The organism is Paraglaciecola aestuariivivens, assembly GCF_052983255.1.
Genome location: NZ_JBRKBA010000009.1, coordinates 1 through 20,782, shown reverse-complemented (window position 1 = coordinate 20,782; position 20,782 = coordinate 1). Strand labels below are relative to the sequence as shown.

Here is a 20,782-nt window from a genome sequence, read left to right as displayed (position 1 = left end):
CACCTAAGCAGGAGACAAAAATGCAATTGGATTATGAAGCAATAGTTATTGGTAGTGGTTTTGGTGGCGCCATTAACGCTTGTCGATTAGCCAAAAAGTGGCCGGGTAAAGTTTTAGTATTAGAGCGTGGTAAAAGGTATCCAATGGGCAGTTTTCCACGCTCGCCACATGCTATGTCGACTAATTTTTGGAACCTTAGCCAGCCAGATGACCCCGATATTCAAGGCCAACGAGATATGTTTGGACTCTTTGATATTCGCCGCTTTGAACATATGGATGCTGTTGTAGGGGCGGGCTTAGGGGGAGGTTCATTGATTTATGCTAATGTTTTTATGCCACCGCCCGAGCATGTTTTTGATCATAGATGGCCCGAAACCTGTAAAAAAGATGCCTTAGAGCCGTATTTTCAAACAGCAAAGTCGGTATTAGGCGCCAGGCCCATTCCCGACCAAAGCTTAGCTAAGCGTAAAATTATTCGTACCGAACTGTTTCAAGATTTTGCTAAAAGCGATGGGCGTCAATCTGAATTAGTGGATATTAACGTATTTTTTGGTAACGACTTCGACAACCCTACAGACATAGGTGTACAGCAAACCAACAGATATGGTGCTATTCAAACCTCTTGTGTGTATTGCGCTGAATGTGATGTTGGTTGTAATACCCACTCAAAAAACACCACAGATCTAAATTATTTATTTGTGGCCGAAAACCAATATAAAGCACAAATAGAAACCTTAGCCATAGTGAATAAAATTACCCCTTTAAATGAGCAAGGAGAAGCCGACTCGCAAGCAAAAGGAGAGTTTGGCTATTTAGTTACATGGCTAGACTTGGCAAATAATAAAGTCGAAAAATCGGCAAAATGCCAACGTGTAGTGGTATCTGCCGGTACTTTAGGTACTAACGAATTATTATTGCAATGCAGAGATATACATAAAAGCTTACCTCATATTAATCAGTACTTGGGGCAATATTATTCAGGCAACGGCGATTATTTATCTTTTGTGATAGATGGAAAAAAGCCTGCTGATCCCAACTATGGGCCAGTGATCACGCAAAAAATTGACTACAACTTGTTTAAAGACTTTGATCCTAAACAAGCCTTTATTTTAGAAGATGCTAGCTTTCCGGCTTTTGCTTCTTGGTATACAGAGGGCATAAAGCCTGGCGTGTTTCATTTTTATGCCGGCTGGCAAACCCTTAAGTTATTGATTAAGCGCTTTTTAGCTGGGGCTAAAACTGGCCGTATAGGTTTTGCCTTTAAGCAATTGTTAAAAAATAATGCGGCTTATACTACTGCCGTATTGTTATGCATGGGCATAGACAATAGCGCCGGAAAAATGCATTTAGACACAAGAGGTAAGCTTAATGTTGATTGGCCTTATAAAGATAATCAGAGCTTGTATAACGCCATTTTAGCTATTGGCAAAAGATTTAAACAATGGGCTAAGGCAAAAGTGTTTTTACCTATGCCAAATGCCTTGTGGCCGTTAAAAAGTAACGTTACTGTGCACTCGCTGGGGGGATGTCGGTTAGCTGATTCACCAGAACAAGGGGTAACCAGTGCAAAACTTGAGAGCTTTGGCCAAGTGTTTGGTTATAAAGGCTTGTACGTGGCCGATGGCTCTTTGTTGCCTAGTGCAGTTGGTGCCAACCCTGTGGCTACTATTTCTGCTTTGTCTGAACGTGTTGCCGAAGGCATTACAGGTATAAAACCAGACCCAAATGGTGAGCTATAGGTTGCCAGGAGCTATGCCGCAGTCTTTAAACAATCCTTGCCAAAACTTAATGTGCTCTGTCATGGCCTGTTGATACTGCTCAAACCCATCTAGGTGATAAAGCTGTAACCTTTGTTTGAATGCTTGGCTTAAATAAGGGGCCTCGATTAAAGCAGTAAATAGTGGATCAATCTGATAGTGATAATGATTGAGGATACTGGCTAAAGGTTGAATTTTTTCGATAAAAAATAACTTAAACACATTGGTTAAATACTCAATTTGGGTTTTGTCATTCGGTTTAGCGCAAGAGAGATTTTGGGTATGAGTAATTAACCAAGGGGTAAGTGCTTGTAAGTTTTGGCTGATCAGCAGCTGACTAAACCACACACGTCGAGTTAAAGGTGCTTGCTGTAATTGTTTTAGCTGAGCTTCTAATTCACTTATGTCTATGGGCTGTTGTGCTAGCTTGAGTAAGTACTGCCATGCTTGGGTGGTTGCCACTAAACCATCACTTTGCCCGTCTATATAGCCTGAAAATCCTTGTAGATGATGTTTGCTTTCGTTACTGAGTTGAATGAGATCGGCCCAAACATAAGGCAGCATATTTTGCTTGTGGGTTTTCCACTGAGCTAATTTAGTTTTTAAATCTGTTGCTTGAGTTTGAGCTAGGCAGTCGTCTATAGCTAATAGCAACTTACGCTCGTAAACATAACGTGTTGAGGGTAATTGTACTTTTCCTAAGGCGGTATTGCGCTCTGCCACTAAAGTAAATAACTCACAGCCTTTTAATTGGTAAAATTCAAATAGTTTTATATAGGCTTGGTTTTGCTGATGTTGAAGTTGTTGCAGCTTAGGGTAGGGCAACAAATAAGGTTCTTCGACAACTATTGCCTCGGCATCTAACACTTTGGCTAAGCGGCTCTGATAGCTATCTAAATGTTTTTGTAAACTAAGATGACTATCGCAACTAAACAACAAAATACATAAAAGACTAAAACCTAGCATAATCTTCACCTAAATTATCCTTTGGTAAGTGACGAAATACTACGCCCTCCATCCACCGCTATGATTTGCCCTGATACGTAGGGGGCATCAATTAAAAACTTAATGCAATGGGCAATGTCTTGCATACTGCCTAACTTGGCGGCGGGTACCTGCTGTAATATCTCGGCTTTGTCTTGTTCACTCATAGGCGAATCTGGCCATAAAATCGCCCCTGGCGCGACCCCATTTACTCTAATTTCAGGTGCTAGTTCTAACGCCAATGATTGAGTCATAGTGACCAATGCGGCTTTAGCCATGCAATATAAAGTATGATTTTTGAGTGGCTTGCTGGCGTGTATATCCACCATATTCACTATACAGCCTTGAGTTTGTTTTAACGCAAAAGCACATTGTTGTGACAAAAATAGGGGGCCTTGCATGTTACTGCCAACTAGGCTTTGCCAGTCGTCTTCGGTAATGCTGCCGATTGGAGTTGGGTAAAAAGTAGAGGCATTATTAATTAATACATCTAACTGACCAAAAGAATCTATGGCCTGTTGAGCTATGGGTTTAATGTTTTTAAGCTCTGCCAGATCCCCTTGCACTAACATGGCTGACTTTGGCCTAATAGCATTTAATTCTGCACAAAGTTGTTCAGCGGCTAAACGTGACTGATGGCAATGTATGACTATTTTCGAGCCTTGAGAATGTAGATATCTGGCAGTATGCGCACCAATTCTTTTGGCACTTCCAGTAATAAAACTAACTTTATTTTGCATCGCGTTTTTTATATTGGGTCAAAGGACTCAGAATATCGTTGAAACTCCTTAATGGCTAGGGTAATTCTTGCTAAGTAGGCGATTAAGCATCTAAGTTTTTCAGCGTGATTTTCGCACTTTCTAGATATTGACCACCAAACATTAAGGCATGATTCAAAATGTGATAGAGCTGGTATATGGGCTTGCGATACTCGTAATCTGGGTCAACTGGCCACACATCTTGATAGCCTCGATAAAAACTTTCTGGAAATCGCCCAAATAATTCGGTCATAGCTAAATCTGTTTCTCGGTCACCAAAATAAAAGGCGGGGTCAAACAAGACTAATTGATGGTGATTAAAGCCTAAGTTGCCTTGCCATAAGTCGCCATGCAACATTGAGGCTTGTGGATTGTATCCTGCAAATAAGCTTTTAACCGCCTCTACTACTTTATCTATGTCGGCCAAAGCAAACCCTTTTTCGTACAATAATTGCAACATAAAGCCAATGCGTTGTTCGGCATAAAACTGATTCCATTTTTTAGCCCAGCGATTACATTGTTGGGTTAAACCAATATAATTGTCATCTTGCCATCCATACATTTGTTGGTTGTTGTTTTTGTGAAACTCAGCCAGTGCACGTCCAGCGCCATACCAATCACTAGGCTCGCCTTCTGTCATAGTTAGATGCTCTAAAACCAAAAAGCTATGGTCTGACACTATGCCGCTGCATATTACTTTAGGCACTCTAAATAGCTGGGTCTGACGCAAGTGTTCTAGGCCTTCTGCTTCGGCTTCAAAGTTGCTCAAATATATTTTTTGGTTAGTTTTTACAAAAAAGCGTTTTTTATCACCTGCTATGCGATAGGTATGATGGCTTTCGCCTGCGTGAATTTCTCGAATGTCGTTGCAAATAAAGTCTTGTTGAATAGATTGACTTATTTGCTCGCTAATAAAGTGCCACATTATTCTAATCCAATTGGTTTGTATTGGGCTAATTATGGTTGAAGACAGGATATATGAAGGTTGATTACGCTATTAACATTTAGTTTTTATATCAATTTGTAATTTCTGTTGGCTGGTACTTAGCCGCCAGTATGATCTGAGTTAAATTGATAAAGGTATGGTAAAAGGACGTAATAACTTCTTTGTTAGCTAAAAAGGTGGGCAAATTGCCTCCAGGATTGCCTCCTCCTTGGTAAGTGATCTCGGTTAAACCTTGGGCATTTACTTGAGCTTGCCAGACTCCCATGACACTGTGCATGCGAACGTACTTTTTGTGTGGTTCTATATGGGTGCTTTTGTCTGTAATGGTTATCTGAATTTTATCGTCTAAATATTGAGTATGAGACAATGTCACCATGTCACGATTTTTAACCGGCCATGGAGCAGAGAAAAATGTTTGCATAAGTTTCTCTGATGTTGAAAGCTGTTCAATTAGTTTTATGCCCAAACAGTTGTGGATCCAATCTGGACCTGCGCTAATGTCGTCTAATAAAGCCACCAAAGCTTTAGCAGGGGCCTTAACTGTGGTTTTTGCTAATACATTTTTATATCCAGATTCAGTTTGTTGACTATAAATCTGTACTTGGCCCTTTTGTTTTTCGAGTTTCCACTCTTGTGCATCCACTTGGTTTAAACATAGTGAGCCTAATAGAATCGTTAGGTAAATCAGGGTTTTTAGTTTACAGCATTGCATCAGCAATCCTTATCTCGTTATAATGCCGCCATTGCTCTGATAGTAGCAGAGCTCGTCTTTTTTTAAGCACCCTTTTTTGGGTGTTTTTTATTTTTTCTTTATCGGTAGTAGCGTAAGCCAAGCCGAAACTAAACATTCGCATGTGGCGCTTGGTAGGTGTCACCACTGCATAAGGATTTTGATATGCCAGTAATAACTCTTCCCGATGGTAGCAAACGTCAATTCGACCAAGCTGTTTCTGTATTTGATGTGGCCAGTGATATCGGCCCAGGTTTAGCTAAAGCCACCATAGCTGGCAAAGTGGACGGAAAGCGTGTTGATGCCCATGACTTAATAGAGCACGACGCCCAGTTGCAAATTATTACCGCCAAAGACGAAGATGGACTTGAGATAATCCGCCATTCTTGTGCGCATTTAATTGGTCACGCCATTAAACAATTATACCCAGATGTAAAAATGGCCATTGGCCCCACAATCGATAATGGCTTCTATTACGATATCGACATGGAGCATTCGTTAAACGAAGACGACCTAGTTAAAATTGAAAAACGTATGTTGGAATTGGCTAAGACTAATTACGACGTAGTAAAAAAAGTGGTGAGCTGGCAAGAAGCCAGAGACACCTTCGAAGCACGTGGTGAAACTTACAAAGTCCAAATTTTGGATGAGAATATCGCCAAAGATGATCAGCCTGGTTTGTATCATCACCAAGAATACATTGATATGTGTCGTGGCCCGCATGTACCTAATATGCGTTTTTGTCAGCATTTTAAATTAATGAAAGTGGCAGGGGCGTATTGGCGTGGCGACAGTGACAACAAAATGTTGCAACGCATTTATGGCACAGCTTGGGCTGATAAAAAACAATTAAAAGCCTATTTAAACCGTTTAGAAGAAGCAGAAAAACGTGACCACCGTAAAATCGGTAAAGCCTTAGATTTATTTCATTGGCAAGAAGAAGCGCCAGGCATGGTGTTTTGGCATAACGATGGTTGGAGCATTTATACCGAATTAGAATCTTTTGTTCGTAGTAAGTTGCGTGAATACGACTATCAAGAAGTTAAAGCGCCGTTAATGATGGACAGAAGCTTATGGGAAAAATCAGGTCATTGGGATAAATATGCAGAAAACATGTTTACCACTGAATCTGAAAAGCGTGAATATGCCATTAAGCCAATGAACTGTCCTGGCCACGTACAGATATTTAACCAAGGCTTAAAGTCATATCGCGATTTGCCTTTGCGTATGGCTGAATTTGGATGTTGCCACAGAAACGAACCTTCTGGCGCGCTACATGGACTAATGCGCGTACGTGGTTTTACCCAAGACGATGCACACATCTTCTGTACCGAAGAGCAAATATTGTCTGAAGTGGGCGGCTGTATTGATTCTGTATACGAAATTTACAAAATTTTTGGTTTCGAAAACATTTCAGTCAAACTATCTACACGCCCAGAAAAACGCGTAGGCAGTGAAGAAATGTGGGATAAAGCCGAAAAAGAACTGGCTGAAGCATTAACTTCTAAAGGTATTGAGTTTCAATACTTGCCGGGTGAAGGGGCGTTTTATGGCCCTAAAATTGAATTTACCTTGCACGATTGTTTAGACCGCGCTTGGCAATGCGGTACAGTGCAATTAGATTTTTCTATGCCAGGCCGTTTAGGTTCAACTTATGTGGCTGAAGATGGCGAAAGAAAAGTACCAGTGATGATCCACAGAGCCATTTTAGGATCGCTAGAGCGTTTTATTGGTATTTTGATAGAAGAATATTCTGGACTGTTTCCACTTTGGTTGGCTCCAACTCAAGCCGTTGTGATGAATATTACCGACAAACAGGCCGATTATTCGCAAAAAGTAGTAGAAAAACTAAAAGAAAGTGGATTTAGAGCAAAGTCTGACTTGAGAAATGAGAAGATAGGCTTTAAAATCCGCGAGCACACGCTAAGGCGTGTCCCATATTTGCTTGTTGTTGGCGATAAAGAAATGGAAGCTGGGGAAATTGCTGTACGTTCGCGTAAAGGTGATGACCTTGGAAAAATGTCAGTTGACGAATTTATTCAATTGGCCCAATCAGAAGTCGACAGCAAACAACTTTGATTAATTTTTTGGAGGATTAACATATTAAAGGCGCTAACATTAAGGCTAAAGATTCGAATAAAGCTCGGATCAACGAAGAAATTACGGTAAATGAAGTACGTTTAGTAGGTAAAGACGGCGAACAGTTAGGAATAGTATCTTTAGCTGAAGCGATGAATACTGCTGAGCAAGCAAATTTAGATTTGGTTGAAATTAGCCCTAATGCTGAGCCGCCAGTATGTAAGGTAATGGATTACGGTAAGTTCTTGTTTGAAAAAAGCAAGACACTTAAAGAGCAAAAGAAAAAGCAAAAGCAAATTCAGGTCAAGGAGATTAAATTTCGCCCTGGCACTGATGAAGGCGATTACCAGGTAAAACTGCGCAACCTGCGTCGCTTTCTAGAAGCGGGTGACAAGGCCAAAGTAACGATCCGTTTCCGCGGACGTGAAATGGCACACCAAGAGATAGGCATTGAACAACTAAAACGTGTTCGCACAGATTTAGAAGACATTGCCAACTGCGAATCTTTCCCTAATAGGGTAGAGGGTCGTCAGATGATCATGGTACTTGCCCCAATTAAGAAGTAGTTAAGGTCTACAAGTAGTATGGATTCTGCCCCCATTCTCACCTTGCTGCTAAATATGTAACTTAGACTTTGAGTTTCTGCAAAACGATAAGTCATTAACAATGCGGAGTTTTAGCAATGCCTAAAATGAAATCCAACAGTGGAGCAGCCAAGCGTTTTAGAAAAACCGCTTCTGGTCGTTTCAAAAGTAAACAGTCTCACTTACGTCACATTTTGACTAAGAAGAGTTCTAAGCGTAAACGTCACTTACGTGGCAAAAAACTAGCCCATGTGGCTGACACTGCGTTAATCCAACGCATGTTACCTTACGTTTAAGACAGGAGACTAGAGAATGGCAAGAGTAAAACGTGGTGTTGTTGCACGTGCCCGTCACAAAAAGGTACTAAAGCAAGCCAAAGGTTATTATGGAGCTCGTAGTCGAGTTTATCGCGTTGCTGTACAAGCAGTAACTAAAGCTGGTCAATATGCATACCGTGACCGTCGTCAACGTAAGCGTCAATTCCGTCAATTGTGGATTGCACGTATTAACGCTGCCGCGCGTCAAAATGGCATGTCTTACAGCCGTTTCATCAATGGTTTGAAAAAAGCCTCTGTTGAAATCGATCGTAAGATTTTAGCCGATATTGCGGTACATGATAAAAACGCATTTAGCGCATTAGTAAATGCTGCTAAAGGTGCATTAGCTTAATTTTTTAACAATTAAGTTTAAGTTCTTTCAGGAAACGGCGAGCATGATGCTCGCCGTTTTTCTTTGTGGCAGATTTTCCTTAAGCCCAACCTCCAGATAATTTTACGCAAAACATTCCTTTGTCATTTACTTTGGTTATAAAAGCATCAAGCATAGCTAAGTTGTAGATATTTTTATGTCATTCATAGCTAACAACTTGTTAACATATGGCTTTAAGTTTTTGGAGTAGATGATGACTCAGCATCATAAAATTAACTATATTGAAATTCCGGTCAAAGCGTTGGCATCGAGTAAAGCGTTTTTTAACCGCGTGTTTGCATGGGATTTTGTCGATTATGGTGATGATTATGCCGGCATAGTAGGAGCAGGCATAGACGGTGGCTTATTTGTTTCAGAACACAATGTTAATGCAGACAATGGCAGTGTTTTGGTGGTGCTATACAGCGATAACTTAGCAGAAACTCAAGCTAAAATAGAAGAGGCTGGCGGTTACATTAAAACCCCAACGTTTGAATTTCCTGGCGGTAAAAGGTTTCATTTTTGTGACGGTAACGATAACGAATATGCCGTTTGGAGTGATAAGTAACTGCTAGTTACTTATCTCCAAAATAATTAGTTTAGCCATTAAACCCCGTATCTTCTAATAGGTTCTGGCCTTCTGCAGCTTGACGGGCAAGTTGATCACAAGCTTCGTTTTCGGGGTGGCCAGAATGCCCTTTGACCCAAAACCAACTGACATTGTGGCGGTTGACTTGCTCATCTAATCGTTTCCATAAATCCACATTTTTAACTGGTTTTTTATCTGAGGTGCGCCAGCCGTTTTTACGCCAATTTTTAATCCATTGGTTAATGCCATTTTTAACGTATTGACTATCTGTGGTTAGGTTAACCGCACAACTTTCGGTTAGGGTTGCCAGTGCTTCAATTGTGGCAAGTAATTCCATACGATTGTTAGTGGTATGCTTAAATCCTTGGCTTAATTCTTTACGGTGTTTATCAAACTTTAATACTGCACCATATCCACCTGGTCCTGGGTTTCCTAGACAAGAACCATCGGTAAAAATTTCTACTTGTTTCATATCAACCTTATTTAACGCATATTAGTCAGGATTTTATAATTCAGCGCAGTATAATATCCTGAAATAATATTACTAACATTATTAAGAGTGTGCGATGCGTCAAATAGTTTTAGATACAGAAACCACCGGCTTAGATCCCAAGCAGGGGCATAGGATCATTGAAATTGGCTGTGTAGAGCTGCTAAACCGCAAACTTACCGGCAACACTTACCATGTGTATATCAATCCGCAACGTTTAGTAGAGCAAGAAGCCATAGAAGTACACGGTATTACCAATGAGTACCTTGCCGATAAGCCTTATTTTAAAGACATTGCTCATGATTTTATCGATTTTATTCGTGGGGCCCAGTTAGTTATTCATAATGCGCCATTTGATATTGGCTTTATGGATAGTGAATTTGGCAAGTTGCCTGGTTTTCCTATTGCTAAAACCTCAGAAATTTGTAGCGTGCTTGATACCTTAGATCTAGCTAGGCAAATTCATCCTGGCCAAAAGAATAATCTAGATGCCTTATGTAAACGTTATGCCATAGATAACTCTCATCGCGAAAAGCACGGCGCGTTACTCGATTCAGAAATTCTCGCCGATGTTTATTTAATGATGACAGGTGGGCAAACTGATTTAAACCTAAGCGGTAAAGCGAGTGGTGAAGGCGGAGTGCAAAAAGAGGTGATTCGTCGTTTAAGTGCTGACCGAAAACCGTTAAAGGTTGTTAGGGCTACGGCCGATGAATTAACACAGCATGAAAGTCGTTTAGATTTAGTTGCTGAAAAAGGCGGCAGTTGTTTGTGGCGTCAGTAACTTAAGAGGGTGGTTTAAGTAAAATATGTCTAAATTATCTGGATCAGCGCTAGCTTACGCTTTTGCTTGGTTAATGTTGTGTTGCCACTTATCGGTGACGGCACAAACATCAAGCACCTCTAACTTGGCGATTCCAGATGCTAGCCAAGTCGATCCAGACTCTCCCATCAGGCAGTTAGGCTCTAAATACCATAACAGCATAGAACTATTACAAAATCGCTTTAGAATCGATTATGCAGTTGAAGAAATCACTATGGTGTTTTTTCGTGAGTTTGGTTCGGCGCCTATTGTGTTAGTACGACCAGATGGCTCCAAAATTTATCAAGATAGTGCCGATGGCGAAACTGTGTTTTGGTTTGACACCTCAACCTACGACATGGTTAGCATAAAAAATCCCACGCCAGGTCCTTGGCAAGCTGTGGGGCAAATCATTCCTAATAGCCGAGTGATGGTAATAAGCGAACTAGCGCTGCATGCAGACCCTTTGCCGAGCACCATTTTTTCTGGCGAAATACTTAAACTCACCGCTTATTTAACTAATGCAGGTAAACCTATTAATTATCGTGAGTTTAGGGATGTAGTAGAAGTTAATGTGACTTTATCGAGCACTAATAATCCAAACTATAACAATTTTGGTGCCAATGCTCAGGTTGTGGCAACCTTTGAAGACAATGGCAAAGGTATGGACGAAGTACCATTAGATGGTGTATTTACTGGGCAATTTAACTTAGCCATTGCCGATGGTGAATGGATCCCGACTTTTTCTGTGCATACCCCTATGTTTAGCCGTGAGCAAGTTGATCCCACTATTATGTTATTGCCTAATCCTATTTTAATTGATGTGGAGTTAGCAGATGACGGCGACGGCTATCACAAGCTTAAGGTAGATGCCGAGCGTAATCACGTTGATATGTCGACTTTGTTAATAGATGGCAAAGTACGTTTTCCAAATGGCGATATTCAAAATTTTTCAATTACAGACATGTCTACTGATGTACGCGAGTATTTAATAGTTAATTACGACTATGGCGTATACAGAGTGAAGTTAACCGCCTATGGCAATACTTTAGATGGCCGAGAATTTATTCTTGATGTGCCTGAATACAGCTTTTTAGCAGAAGAGCCCATAGCGCCCATACAAAACGTCAATAGCACTAAAGAAGGTTCAAACACATCAACCAATGATTTAACCTCTGGTGTAGATGCAGTTGCCCAAGTAGAAGAAGAAATAATGGCCACTTCTACCTTAATTGGCATAATAGTCAGCATTAATTTAATTATATTAATTGTTGGCGGCGGCCTTATTTGGTGGATGACTAAAGCAAATAAAGGCAGTGTGGCAAAACCAAAGCCATTAACTGCCTCTAATGACAGTAATAATCAATCGTCAGCCACTGAAAAAGCCCCTGGCTTTTTCGCTAAAATGTTTAAATCTAAAGCTAAACAAGTTGCAGAGCCCAAAGCACCGGATAACAAGCCAAAACCAGAAGCTGAATTCAAAGAGCTTAGTGTTCCAAAAGAGTAATGAATTGCTGTTATTACAGTCAATTTGTTTAATACATCGTCGATCGAGCAGAATTAGCTAAATTCCTACTAAAAAGCAGTTGACTACTAGTATGTGAAGCCGTATTATCTGCGCCGCAGTTGGGAGCGGGTATATCTACTTTGCAACCTAACTGTTTGATATTATTAAAGATTGTGGAGTGGTAGTTCAGTTGGTTAGAATACCGGCCTGTCACGCCGGGGGTCGCGGGTTCGAGTCCCGTCCACTCCGCCAACTTTAATATGTCAGTTTTGATTACGGCTGGAGTGGTAGTTCAGTTGGTTAGAATACCGGCCTGTCACGCCGGGGGTCGCGGGTTCGAGTCCCGTCCACTCCGCCAACATCAAAACAAAATAGCGATTTATATGCGGAGTGGTAGTTCAGTTGGTTAGAATACCGGCCTGTCACGCCGGGGGTCGCGGGTTCGAGTCCCGTCCACTCCGCCATTAAATTGCACAGTCTGTGGCATCCCATCTTTTTCATGCATTAATAAATCTCTTTTATTCTCTACGTTTCAGCCAAATGTTTTGTTAAGCTAAGTTAAATTCATAAGCTTCATATCAAAGATACTATTTTTCGAGTTCAAACCTGAATGATTTTGTTATTAATTTATATTTTTGTAGCGCTTGGTTTTTCGTTTATTTGTTCAATAGCCGAAGCGGTTATTTTGAGTGTGTCTTCTGCTTATATTTCGGTATTAGAGAGTAGCGGTAAACCTTCGGGTAAATTACTGCGAGAGCAAGTTTCTGATATTAACCAACCCTTAGCAGCAATCTTAAGCTTAAATACTATTGCCCATACTATGGGGGCGGCTGGGGCAGGTGCACAGGCAGCAGTGGTTTTTGGTGATGCTTATTTGGGTATAGCCTCTGCAATTTTAACTTTACTGATTTTAGTTTTTTCAGAAATCATTCCCAAAACACTAGGTGCAACTTACTGGCGTAAACTGGCTCCCGCTACTGCGTATTTTTTAAAGTACCTCATTATTATACTTTGGCCCTTAGTTAAAATGGCTCATAAAATTACCGTTAACATGCACGATGAATCGCCTCTTAAAGGCTTAAACCGTGATGAATTATCGGCCATGGCCACCTTATCTCTTGAAGAAGGGCATATTGTTAGTCAAGAAGCCACTGTGATGCAGAATTTGTTAAATCTACAGCAAATTCAGGTTAAACAAGCTATGACTCACAGAACTGTGGTGTTTTCGGTGCCAGATAGCATGACAGTCGCTGATTTTGTCACTAGCCATGCAGAAGTAACCTTTTCACGTATTCCTATTTACGAAGATCTGGATCCAGAAAAAATCAGTGGTTATGTATTAAAAACCGACATTTTAATCGCCCATGCCCGCGGCGCCGGAGAAAAGCAATTAAAAGAGTTTCATCGAGACATGGTGACAATTTTAAGCTCTATGCCTTTAGCCAAAGCGTTTAAGCCACTGCATTCACAACGAGGCAATATGTTATTGATTGTGGATGAGTATGGTGGCATAGAGGGCATATTGACGGTAGAAGACCTAGTAGAGAGCCTTTTTGGTATTGATATTATTGATGAAAGTGATCAAGTAGTGAGTATGCGTAAATTAGCTCATATTATGGCCAAAAGACGTGAGAAAAAGCGGCTTAAAAATCAAACTCCCAATATCACCGAGTAGTGACTAAGGCAAACACCTAGGATGAGTGAATTATTAAAATGCGTGAATTTATCAAAAACCTATAGTGACGGTAAAAATAGCGTAGAAGTTTTAAAAGACATTAGCTTTAGTATTAACAAAGCAGAGCAAGTGGCCATAGTGGGCAGTTCGGGCTCAGGCAAAAGTACTTTATTACATATATTAGGCGCCTTAGATCAGCCTAGCGCAGGCAAGGTATTGTTTGAGCAACAAGATATCTTTAGTTTTTCAAGCGATCAACAAGCGCAATTTCGTAACCAATCTTTAGGTTTTGTTTATCAATTTCATCATTTATTGCCTGAGTTTAGTGCCTTAGAAAATGTCGCTATGCCGCTAATGATTGCTAAGTTAGCGACTAAGCAAGCTAAAGCCTTAGCTTTAGAGATGTTAGATAAAGTTGGTTTGGCCCATAGGCAAGAGCATAAACCATCAGAGTTATCTGGAGGAGAAAGGCAAAGAGTGGCTATTGCCAGGGCTTTGGTCACTGAGCCTAAGTTAATTTTGGCTGACGAGCCAACCGGTAATTTAGATCAAAAAACCGGAGAAAGTATTTATCAATTATTAAGTGACTTAAGAGAACAGTTGCACACCAGTTTTGTGGTGGTCACCCATGATAGAGAATTAGCCAAACGCTTAGACAGATCATTAAATTTAGTTGATGGTCAGCTCATAGAAACAGGGCAAAGTTAATGTACCTAATGAGTCTACTGGCTTGGCGTTTTCGTTCAGATAAGCGTCAAAGTGGTTTTATCTCCTTTATCTCAGCTTCTTCTACTTTTGGCATAGGTTTAGGTTGCTTAGTATTAATTTTGTTGTTGTCAGTGATGAATGGCTTTGAACGTGAGCTAAAAGACAAACTATTAGCGGTTATTCCCCATGCTGAATTTAAGTCTGTGTATGCTAGCGGCATTGAAAACTGGCCAGCAGAAGTACAGCAACTCAAAAGCCATCCACAAGTTAGCTTTGTAGAGCCTTATGTACAAGGCACTGGCATGTTGCAAAAAGGCAATGTGATGAAAGCGGTGGAAATGACAGGTATTGATCTGAAATATGCCGAGCAGGGCATTTTACCCAGTTTGATTAGCCCAGCAGTGTGGCAGCAGTTTAAAGATAAACCTAATGGAGTGATCTTAGGCAAAGGGGTATTAACTAAGCTAGGCTTGACGCCAGGCGACAAAGTACAGCTATTGTTACCTCAACTCACCCAAGACCTAAGTTTGGCTGCTCCTGTCACTATTACAGTTGAGGTGGTGGCTGCCCTAGATTTAGCTGGTGAATTAAGTAATCATCTTGGCTATATGCATATGGCTTTAGCCGCTCAAGCGCAAAATATTGATTTTGGCGCCCAAGGTATAAGGCTACGTTTTAAGGATGCCTTTAGTGCACCTGAGCTAACCCGAGAAATAGGCTTTGCACTTACCCCCGAAGTTTTTATGTCAGATTGGACCCGTCAAAACGGCAACTTATATCAAGATATACAATTAGTCCGTGCTGTGGTGTATATCGCTTTAATTTTAGTGATTGGGGTAGCGTGTTTTAATATAGTTTCGACCTTAGTGATGGCGGTTAACGAAAAACAAAGCGAAATTGCTATGTTAAAAAGCATGGGTGCAACCAATGGATTAATTATTGGGGTGTTTATGCTACAAGGCACTTTTAATGGGTTAATAGGCACTTTAATTGGTGTCAGTTTAGGGGTGATTATGGCGCTTAATTTGGCCGATATTGCCTATTTCTTTGAGTCTTTGCTGAATGTGAAGTTTTTGTCGGGGGACGTTTATTTTATAGACTTTTTACCTTCGCAATTAAACTGGCACGAAGTGTATATTACTGGCCTAATTGCCATATGTTTAAGCGTATTGGCAACCCTTTATCCAGCGGTGAAAGCAGCGAGAGTAAACCCAGCTCAAGTGTTAGGTCATTAACCTAAAACAAAGCCATAGCGCTGATTAAACTGGCTATGGCTTGCTAGATAAATTTTTAGTCTTGTTGGTTGTCGTCTAGTGGCAGCTTGGCTCGTGGCTTACGTTTTAAAGGTAAATCTCCAACATCTTTACCCTGCATAGCATTTACCCGTTTTGGTGCACTTTGGGTTTTGTTGGCTTTAGTGACCTTTTTATTGTTGGTCTTTTTAGCTGTGATGTTTTTGGCTTTAGCAGGCTTTAGGCCAGTAAATTTAGCTGGCAGCTCTGCTATTTGACTAAATTCGATTTGCTGCTGCAAGAACGCCTTTATGGCCACAAAACTAAACCAATCTTTAGGTCCAACAAAAGACACCGCTTGGCCTTTGTTGCCAGCTCGACCTGTACGTCCTACTCTGTGTACGTATTCGTCGGCCAACTTGGGCAGATCAAAATTCACTACTAAAGATACATTTAATAAGTCTAAACCACGAGAAGCAATGTCTGTGGTAACCAGAATATGGTGTTGTCCACGACCAAACTCGCTCATAATGTTGTTACGTTGACCTTGGGTTAAATCACCACTTAAGGCTACAGCATGCTGACCTTGCTCACATAACAAACCAGTTAGCCTTTGGGTATCTACCCGAGTGGCAGTAAAAACAATGATTTGACGATATTCTTGGGCATTGATTATGTGGCTTAACAAAGCTTCTTTGTGACTCACATTGTCAGCAAGATAAAAGGTTTGTTGAATATCTTTATGTTCTTCACTGGACGAGCCAACACTGATACGTTGTGGGCTTTTTAACAGGGTTTGGGTTAACTGATGTAATTCTGCACTGTCTAAGGTAGCCGAAAACATCATAGATTGACGTTTACGATGATCAGCTGCCTGATTAATTAAACGCAACTGAGAAGCAAAACCCAAATCTAACATGCGGTCGGCTTCGTCTAAAATAAGCAACTCTAGACCATTTAAAAATAACGACTTTCCAGCTAAATGATCGGCAACTCGGCCGGCTGTTCCCACTATAAATTGCGGGTGATGTTTTAAGGTTTTTACTTGATCGTTAAAGTTTTCACCACCTAGGATTAAGGCCGCTTTAAGTGGTTGTTTGGCAATTAACCACTTAAGTTGCAAAAATACTTGTTTTGCCAATTCACGGGTTGGCGCCAAAATTAAAACGCGTGGATCACGCCGACTTAAAGGCTGTTTAGTTAATACTCTATGCACAGCAGGCAATAAAAAGGCTAAAGTTTTACCCGAGCCAGTTTTAGATGACGCGATCAAATCTTTACCTAGCAGGCCATAGGGAATGGCTTGACTTTGAATTTTGGTAGGAGAAGAAAGCCCTTTAACTTCAAGGGCTTTTAATAAATTGTGATGTAAGGGTAGTTCGTTAAATTGCAAAAACGGTATTCTCAAGTTAGGTATTGATGCAATTATACAAGGGCTAACCAAATTTTGTGGGTTTATTTCACACTAACATTTCAGGAACATTATCTGGCACTATTAATTTACCCGCGGTTTTGGCTTTAATTTCTTCAACCGATACCCCAGGGGCGCGCTCTACCAAATGAAATGCGCCGTCTTTTACTTCTAACACAGCCAAGTCAGTGATAATGCGGTTAATACAATTTACCCCGGTTAATGGTAAAGTACAGGCTTCTAATAATTTAGAATTACCGTGTTTATCTGCGTGAGTCATAGTCACAATAATATTTTGTGCGCCCGCCACTAAGTCCATGGCTCCGCCCATACCTTTAATTAGTTTGCCCGGGATCATCCAAGAGGCAATATTCCCCTGGCAATCTACTTCGAAAGCGCCTAAAACGGTTAGATCTACGTGTCCACCACGGATCATGGCAAAGCTTTCGGCCGAACTAAAAATCGATGCACCTGTTGCAGCGGTAACGGTTTCTTTACCCGCATTAATCATATCTGCATCAAGTTGATCTTCAGTGGGATAAGGCCCCATGCCTAACAAGCCGTTTTCAGATTGCAGCATAACTTCAATATCGTCAGCCACATAATTGGCCGCTAGGGTAGGGATGCCAATACCTAAATTAATATAGTGTCCATCACCAAATTCTTGTGCCACACGCATGGCAATTTGTTCTCTGCTTAATGACATATTTATGGCCTATTGATTGGTTGCGGTTGAAAGAATTTTACGTTCGATGCGTTTTTCAAAACTACCTACAATAACGCGATCGACATAAATGCCTGGAGTATGAATTTCACTTGGTGCTAATTCACCTGGCTCAACTAACTCTTCGACTTCAAGTACCGTAATTTTACCGGCAGTGGCGGCCATAGGATTAAAGTTTTGCGAAGTATGACGATATATACAGTTGCCGTACCTGTCTGCTTTATAGGCTTTAACTATGGCAAAATCACCGGTAATAGACTCTTCTAAGATGTAATTACGGCCATTAAATTCTCTTGATTCTTTGCCTTCACCGACTGGAGTACCGTAACCCGTTGCTGTGTAAAACGCTGGAATACCGGCACCGCCAGCACGCATTTTTTCGGCTAATGTACCTTGAGGCGTGAGTTCAACTTCAAGTTCACCATTTAACAGTTGTTGTTCAAAAAGTGCATTTTCGCCCACATAAGAAGACACCATTTTTTTAATTTGTTTGTCTTCTAGCAATAGACCTAAACCAAAACCATCTACGCCACAGTTATTTGACACAACAGTTAAGCCTTTAACCTGCATCTTTTTCATTTGTGCAATCAATCCTTCAGGAATGCCACACAAACCAAAACCACCGGCTATTACTGTCATATTATCTTCTAGCCCAGCCATTGCGGCTTCGTAGCTATCTACAACCTTATTAAACCCTGCCATATTTTGCTCTCATTTTTAATTAAACAACTTGAGTGTAAAAGATAGAGATAAATAGTAAAATTAATTTAATATCAACTTTAATAAGTTTAATTTATCAATTGATAATCTTAGCTTGAGCCCTTCTATGCCAAATATTACCTATAAACAGTTGCAGATATTTGTTTGTATTGCCCAGTCGCACACCTTTGCTCAGGCAGCCGATAAAATGTGCTTGTCGCAACCGGCTTTATCTTCAGCGCTAAAAAAGATGGAGATGCAATTGGGGGGGAGTTTGTTTTCGCGTACTACCCGTAAAGTGGAATTAAGCCCAGAAGGGCAACAGTTTTTGCCTGTTGCCGAGCGCTTAATTGCTGATTGGCAAGAAGCCTTTGCCGATTTACACAACTTGTTTTCTTTAGGCCGCGGAAAGCTGTCAATCGCGGCTATGCCATCATTCGCCTCTGGTGGGCTTCCTGGAATTTTACAGAGATATAAATCTGCTTATCCGAATATTAAATTATCGGTCAACGATGTAGTGATGGAGTCTGTAATCAAAGCCGTGCAAGCGGGTAGAGCGGAGATTGGATTTTCATTTGAAAACGAGCATCTTGAAGGGCTAGAGTTCTATCCGATTTTTACTGACAATTTTATTGCAGTGCTGCCACCTGAGCATCCTTTAAATAAAAACAGTCAGGTGAGTTGGGCTGAGTTGTCGAACTATCCCTTTGTGGCTATGAATAAAGGCTCGGGCATAAGGCATTGGATAGACAACTACACAGAACAAAATGCCTTGAACTTAGATGTAGTAGTAGAGGCCAGTCAATTGGCTACATTAGGACAATTTGTAAAGCACGGCTTAGGTGTGTCTGTGGTGCCCTTTTTGTGCCAAGAACAAATGCAGAATAAAGGCTTAGTATGTTTAGAAATACAGCACAGTGCTTTGTCTAAACGTGTAGGTATGATCAAACAAAAGGGCGAAAATTTATCTTCAGTGGCTAAGTCGTTTTGGGATTGGGCGGTAGACAATATTGCCACAAATCAGGTTTGATATAGGCTTTATGCCGAGTAACTTGTGTTGGTTATAGGTATGTAGCTTGTACCACTTGGTTATTTGTATCTAGTTCAATAACGCATTGAAAAAGATTAACATTAAATTTGCTACTAAAGGTAATAATGGAGCCGGTTTCTGTACTTTGCTGTGAATACTCAGCGAGATTGGCGGTATCTAATTGTTTGATTACCGAAGCCTGCTTGACTCCAGATGAGAAGTTTCCACAAAGGTAAAATACTTCCTTTCTGGCGCTTTCCCAAATAAATGCATACACAATTATTGCTAGCAAACAAAGGACGCTCAGAATAGTAAATAAAGCTAGACGATATGGATGGTTAGTTGTCATGGGTTATTTCTTTGGCGAGCATAAGGTAAATATAGTGCAATTCAGCTAAACCTAAGTCAATCTAAAAAGGCTAGCGCTACAACAGCTAAATGTTCTTTAGCAAAACAGTGTCTTATCAAACTCTCACTACCATGAATGGCTAGACTCTTAATTGCAACAAATAGCATTTAATGGCGTAACTAAATATAAAAGGCACTGGGTTTTTTAATAGGCTTTTTGGGCCAATAATTTTAATGCTATTGGCTTGATAACTAAGTGTACAAGTATTCTAAATAATAAGTGAAACCTAAAGTGCTCAAAATAAAAAAGCTATTAATTAACGCCCGTATTGGCCAAGTAAAACCTGGGTAAGATAGCCCAAATTTACTAGAAATAATCACTATTAAGCCCATTAATGCAAACCATGGGGTGAAAAATACTAGAAGCTCCCACTTAACTAGGGTTACAGCTAGATCGTGCAGCGCACCACTAACTACAAATGTCATAAAAATCGCAACAGGAAGCGGCAAAAAAGTACCTAGAGGACGCATGACATTTCGCGATAAATAATAGCTCCATATGGGGTTCCAATAATGCCAAAAAATTGGGAAAGACTTAGCCCCAAAAGCGCGTAAAAGCATATTTCTCATAGAATGGCTGGCACCTAAAGGTACCCCATTTCGCCTTTTTACGTATTGAGAAAGTGATAATGAATTTTGCATGAAAAATCTCTAAAACTAATGCATCTTGTTCATAGTGCCTTGGCTGAATGCTTTGTGTAAAGCTTGCATAAGCTAAAAGGTGTTTAAACTTGTAATACTTTGTGTAGTCATACGTTTAAATACTTTAATAGGGTAGAGGCATAGTATGCGAAGTCATAGTAGCGAAAGTTAAAGAATGCTTTTTGCATTTTTGAAGTACCTTTTGAATGGGGAGTAATAGCAGATAGCGGTCATTGGGCTTGGCTTAAATTTAAAAGCACGCTTCGCGCATCATCCTTGATGTTTTTCACACAGAATCCCTTCTGTGCGACTTACTTTTTGTCTACAGCCACAAAAACTA

At 40.5% G+C, this 20,782-nt stretch carries 22 protein-coding genes and 3 tRNA genes; 15 read left to right on the top strand and 10 right to left on the bottom strand.

The window, feature by feature from the left end; all coding sequences use genetic code 11:
• The first annotated feature begins 20 nt into the window (after positions 1 to 20).
• Positions 21 to 1,739, top strand: a complete 1,719-nt coding sequence (locus ACVCDT_RS13185; protein WP_447133251.1) for a GMC oxidoreductase — start codon at positions 21 to 23, stop codon at positions 1,737 to 1,739.
• Here ACVCDT_RS13185 and ACVCDT_RS13180 read toward each other — a convergent pair.
• The 4 genes from ACVCDT_RS13180 to ACVCDT_RS13165 form a co-directional block, all read right to left on the bottom strand.
• Entirely contained in the window at positions 1,734 to 2,723 is a 990-nt protein-coding gene (locus ACVCDT_RS13180; RefSeq protein WP_447133250.1) for a DUF3080 family protein, read from the bottom strand. The genes ACVCDT_RS13185 and ACVCDT_RS13180 overlap by 6 nt on opposite strands.
• A 14-nt stretch (positions 2,724 to 2,737) precedes the next feature.
• Positions 2,738 to 3,481 (bottom strand): pteridine reductase, encoded by a 744-nt coding sequence (locus ACVCDT_RS13175; protein WP_447133249.1) that lies wholly within the window; start codon positions 3,479 to 3,481, stop codon positions 2,738 to 2,740.
• Positions 3,482 to 3,563: 82 nt separating this feature from the next.
• On the bottom strand, positions 3,564 to 4,424 hold the full coding sequence (locus tag ACVCDT_RS13170) for a fructosamine kinase family protein (RefSeq protein ID WP_447133248.1): 861 nt from the start codon (positions 4,422 to 4,424) through the stop codon (positions 3,564 to 3,566).
• A gap of 91 nt (positions 4,425 to 4,515) precedes the next feature.
• A complete protein-coding gene (locus tag ACVCDT_RS13165; RefSeq protein WP_447133247.1) occupies positions 4,516 to 5,157 on the bottom strand; it encodes an START domain-containing protein in 642 nt (213 codons plus the stop codon).
• Between the two features lie 183 nt (positions 5,158 to 5,340).
• Between ACVCDT_RS13165 and thrS the strand changes: the two genes are divergently transcribed.
• The 5 genes from thrS to ACVCDT_RS13140 all read left to right on the top strand — a co-directional run bounded on the left by thrS (position 5,341) and on the right by ACVCDT_RS13140 (position 9,093).
• Positions 5,341 to 7,254, top strand: a complete 1,914-nt coding sequence (thrS, locus tag ACVCDT_RS13160) for a threonine--tRNA ligase (protein WP_447133246.1) — start codon at positions 5,341 to 5,343, stop codon at positions 7,252 to 7,254.
• Positions 7,255 to 7,292: 38 nt separating this feature from the next.
• Positions 7,293 to 7,820 (top strand): translation initiation factor IF-3, encoded by a 528-nt coding sequence (infC, locus tag ACVCDT_RS13155; RefSeq protein WP_447133354.1) that lies wholly within the window; start codon positions 7,293 to 7,295, stop codon positions 7,818 to 7,820.
• 116 nt (positions 7,821 to 7,936) lie between these two features.
• Entirely contained in the window at positions 7,937 to 8,134 is a 198-nt protein-coding gene (gene rpmI / locus ACVCDT_RS13150) for a 50S ribosomal protein L35 (protein ID WP_133470421.1), read from the top strand.
• Positions 8,135 to 8,150: 16 nt separating this feature from the next.
• Positions 8,151 to 8,507: a 50S ribosomal protein L20 gene (gene rplT, locus ACVCDT_RS13145; RefSeq protein ID WP_447133245.1), complete on the top strand. Its 357-nt coding sequence runs from the start codon at positions 8,151 to 8,153 to the stop codon at positions 8,505 to 8,507.
• A gap of 232 nt (positions 8,508 to 8,739) precedes the next feature.
• Entirely contained in the window at positions 8,740 to 9,093 is a 354-nt protein-coding gene (locus ACVCDT_RS13140; RefSeq protein ID WP_447133244.1) for a VOC family protein, read from the top strand.
• Between the two features lie 31 nt (positions 9,094 to 9,124).
• On the opposite strand, the gene rnhA is transcribed toward ACVCDT_RS13140, so the two are convergent.
• Positions 9,125 to 9,586, bottom strand: a complete 462-nt coding sequence (gene rnhA, locus ACVCDT_RS13135) for a ribonuclease HI (protein WP_447133243.1) — start codon at positions 9,584 to 9,586, stop codon at positions 9,125 to 9,127.
• A gap of 94 nt (positions 9,587 to 9,680) precedes the next feature.
• Here rnhA and dnaQ point away from each other — a divergent pair, with 94 nt between their 5' ends.
• From dnaQ to ACVCDT_RS13095, 8 genes are all read left to right on the top strand, one after another.
• On the top strand, positions 9,681 to 10,388 hold the full coding sequence (dnaQ, locus tag ACVCDT_RS13130; RefSeq protein WP_447133242.1) for a DNA polymerase III subunit epsilon: 708 nt from the start codon (positions 9,681 to 9,683) through the stop codon (positions 10,386 to 10,388).
• Between the two features lie 25 nt (positions 10,389 to 10,413).
• Entirely contained in the window at positions 10,414 to 11,913 is a 1,500-nt protein-coding gene (locus ACVCDT_RS13125) for a TIGR03503 family protein (RefSeq protein ID WP_447133241.1), read from the top strand.
• A 175-nt stretch (positions 11,914 to 12,088) separates the two neighbouring features.
• Positions 12,089 to 12,165: transfer RNA gene (locus ACVCDT_RS13120), tRNA-Asp, on the top strand.
• Between the two features lie 29 nt (positions 12,166 to 12,194).
• Positions 12,195 to 12,271, top strand: a tRNA-Asp gene (locus tag ACVCDT_RS13115).
• A gap of 29 nt (positions 12,272 to 12,300) precedes the next feature.
• Positions 12,301 to 12,377, top strand: a tRNA-Asp gene (locus ACVCDT_RS13110).
• 146 nt (positions 12,378 to 12,523) lie between these two features.
• Positions 12,524 to 13,588 (top strand): CNNM domain-containing protein, encoded by a 1,065-nt coding sequence (locus ACVCDT_RS13105; protein ID WP_447133240.1) that lies wholly within the window; start codon positions 12,524 to 12,526, stop codon positions 13,586 to 13,588.
• 21 nt (positions 13,589 to 13,609) lie between these two features.
• A complete protein-coding gene (gene lolD, locus ACVCDT_RS13100; protein WP_447133239.1) occupies positions 13,610 to 14,296 on the top strand; it encodes a lipoprotein-releasing ABC transporter ATP-binding protein LolD in 687 nt (228 codons plus the stop codon).
• Entirely contained in the window at positions 14,296 to 15,531 is a 1,236-nt protein-coding gene (locus ACVCDT_RS13095) for a lipoprotein-releasing ABC transporter permease subunit (RefSeq protein ID WP_447133238.1), read from the top strand. Before lolD ends, ACVCDT_RS13095 begins: the two co-directional genes overlap by 1 nt.
• 55 nt (positions 15,532 to 15,586) lie before the next feature.
• Here the strand turns inward: ACVCDT_RS13095 and ACVCDT_RS13090 are convergent, their stop codons facing one another.
• The 3 genes from ACVCDT_RS13090 to ACVCDT_RS13080 form a co-directional block, all read right to left on the bottom strand.
• Positions 15,587 to 16,921, bottom strand: coding sequence for a DEAD/DEAH box helicase (locus tag ACVCDT_RS13090; protein WP_447133237.1), 1,335 nt, complete (start codon positions 16,919 to 16,921; stop codon positions 15,587 to 15,589).
• A 67-nt stretch (positions 16,922 to 16,988) separates the two neighbouring features.
• Entirely contained in the window at positions 16,989 to 17,645 is a 657-nt protein-coding gene (locus tag ACVCDT_RS13085; RefSeq protein WP_447133236.1) for a 3-oxoacid CoA-transferase subunit B, read from the bottom strand.
• Between the two features lie 9 nt (positions 17,646 to 17,654).
• A complete protein-coding gene (locus tag ACVCDT_RS13080) occupies positions 17,655 to 18,365 on the bottom strand; it encodes a CoA transferase subunit A (protein WP_447133235.1) in 711 nt (236 codons plus the stop codon).
• A 124-nt stretch (positions 18,366 to 18,489) separates the two neighbouring features.
• On the opposite strand from ACVCDT_RS13080, the gene ACVCDT_RS13075 reads away from it, so the two are divergent.
• Complete coding sequence (locus tag ACVCDT_RS13075; protein WP_447133234.1) at positions 18,490 to 19,392, top strand: LysR family transcriptional regulator; 903 nt, start codon at positions 18,490 to 18,492, stop codon at positions 19,390 to 19,392.
• Positions 19,393 to 19,423: 31 nt separating this feature from the next.
• Here ACVCDT_RS13075 and ACVCDT_RS13070 read toward each other — a convergent pair whose 3' ends face one another.
• A complete protein-coding gene (locus ACVCDT_RS13070; RefSeq protein WP_447133233.1) occupies positions 19,424 to 19,669 on the bottom strand; it encodes a hypothetical protein in 246 nt (81 codons plus the stop codon).
• 323 nt (positions 19,670 to 19,992) lie between these two features.
• The gene (locus ACVCDT_RS13065; protein WP_447133232.1) at positions 19,993 to 20,442 is read right to left on the bottom strand and encodes an acyltransferase; all 450 of its coding nucleotides are present in this window, start codon (positions 20,440 to 20,442) and stop codon (positions 19,993 to 19,995) included.
• Positions 20,443 to 20,782 lie beyond the last annotated feature (340 nt).

What these genes read in the sequence shown, in the direction of transcription:
- ACVCDT_RS13080 (WP_447133235.1), bottom strand. Translation starts at nt 18,365, where the DNA reads ATGGCAGGGTTTAATAAGGTTGTAGATAGCTACGAAGCCGCAATGGCT.
- ACVCDT_RS13095 (WP_447133238.1), top strand. Translation starts at nt 14,296, where the DNA reads ATGTACCTAATGAGTCTACTGGCTTGGCGTTTTCGTTCAGATAAGCGT.
- ACVCDT_RS13125 (WP_447133241.1), top strand. Translation starts at nt 10,414, where the DNA reads ATGTCTAAATTATCTGGATCAGCGCTAGCTTACGCTTTTGCTTGGTTA.
- ACVCDT_RS13075 (WP_447133234.1), top strand. Translation starts at nt 18,490, where the DNA reads ATGCCAAATATTACCTATAAACAGTTGCAGATATTTGTTTGTATTGCC.
- ACVCDT_RS13065 (WP_447133232.1), bottom strand. Translation starts at nt 20,442, where the DNA reads ATGCAAAATTCATTATCACTTTCTCAATACGTAAAAAGGCGAAATGGG.
- ACVCDT_RS13180 (WP_447133250.1), bottom strand. Translation starts at nt 2,723, where the DNA reads ATGCTAGGTTTTAGTCTTTTATGTATTTTGTTGTTTAGTTGCGATAGT.
- rnhA (WP_447133243.1), bottom strand. Translation starts at nt 9,586, where the DNA reads ATGAAACAAGTAGAAATTTTTACCGATGGTTCTTGTCTAGGAAACCCA.
- dnaQ (WP_447133242.1), top strand. Translation starts at nt 9,681, where the DNA reads ATGCGTCAAATAGTTTTAGATACAGAAACCACCGGCTTAGATCCCAAG.
- ACVCDT_RS13165 (WP_447133247.1), bottom strand. Translation starts at nt 5,157, where the DNA reads ATGCAATGCTGTAAACTAAAAACCCTGATTTACCTAACGATTCTATTA.
- ACVCDT_RS13170 (WP_447133248.1), bottom strand. Translation starts at nt 4,424, where the DNA reads ATGTGGCACTTTATTAGCGAGCAAATAAGTCAATCTATTCAACAAGAC.
- ACVCDT_RS13175 (WP_447133249.1), bottom strand. Translation starts at nt 3,481, where the DNA reads ATGCAAAATAAAGTTAGTTTTATTACTGGAAGTGCCAAAAGAATTGGT.
- ACVCDT_RS13105 (WP_447133240.1), top strand. Translation starts at nt 12,524, where the DNA reads ATGATTTTGTTATTAATTTATATTTTTGTAGCGCTTGGTTTTTCGTTT.
- thrS (WP_447133246.1), top strand. Translation starts at nt 5,341, where the DNA reads ATGCCAGTAATAACTCTTCCCGATGGTAGCAAACGTCAATTCGACCAA.
- rpmI (WP_133470421.1), top strand. Translation starts at nt 7,937, where the DNA reads ATGCCTAAAATGAAATCCAACAGTGGAGCAGCCAAGCGTTTTAGAAAA.
- lolD (WP_447133239.1), top strand. Translation starts at nt 13,610, where the DNA reads ATGAGTGAATTATTAAAATGCGTGAATTTATCAAAAACCTATAGTGAC.
- ACVCDT_RS13185 (WP_447133251.1), top strand. Translation starts at nt 21, where the DNA reads ATGCAATTGGATTATGAAGCAATAGTTATTGGTAGTGGTTTTGGTGGC.
- ACVCDT_RS13085 (WP_447133236.1), bottom strand. Translation starts at nt 17,645, where the DNA reads ATGTCATTAAGCAGAGAACAAATTGCCATGCGTGTGGCACAAGAATTT.
- rplT (WP_447133245.1), top strand. Translation starts at nt 8,151, where the DNA reads ATGGCAAGAGTAAAACGTGGTGTTGTTGCACGTGCCCGTCACAAAAAG.
- ACVCDT_RS13140 (WP_447133244.1), top strand. Translation starts at nt 8,740, where the DNA reads ATGACTCAGCATCATAAAATTAACTATATTGAAATTCCGGTCAAAGCG.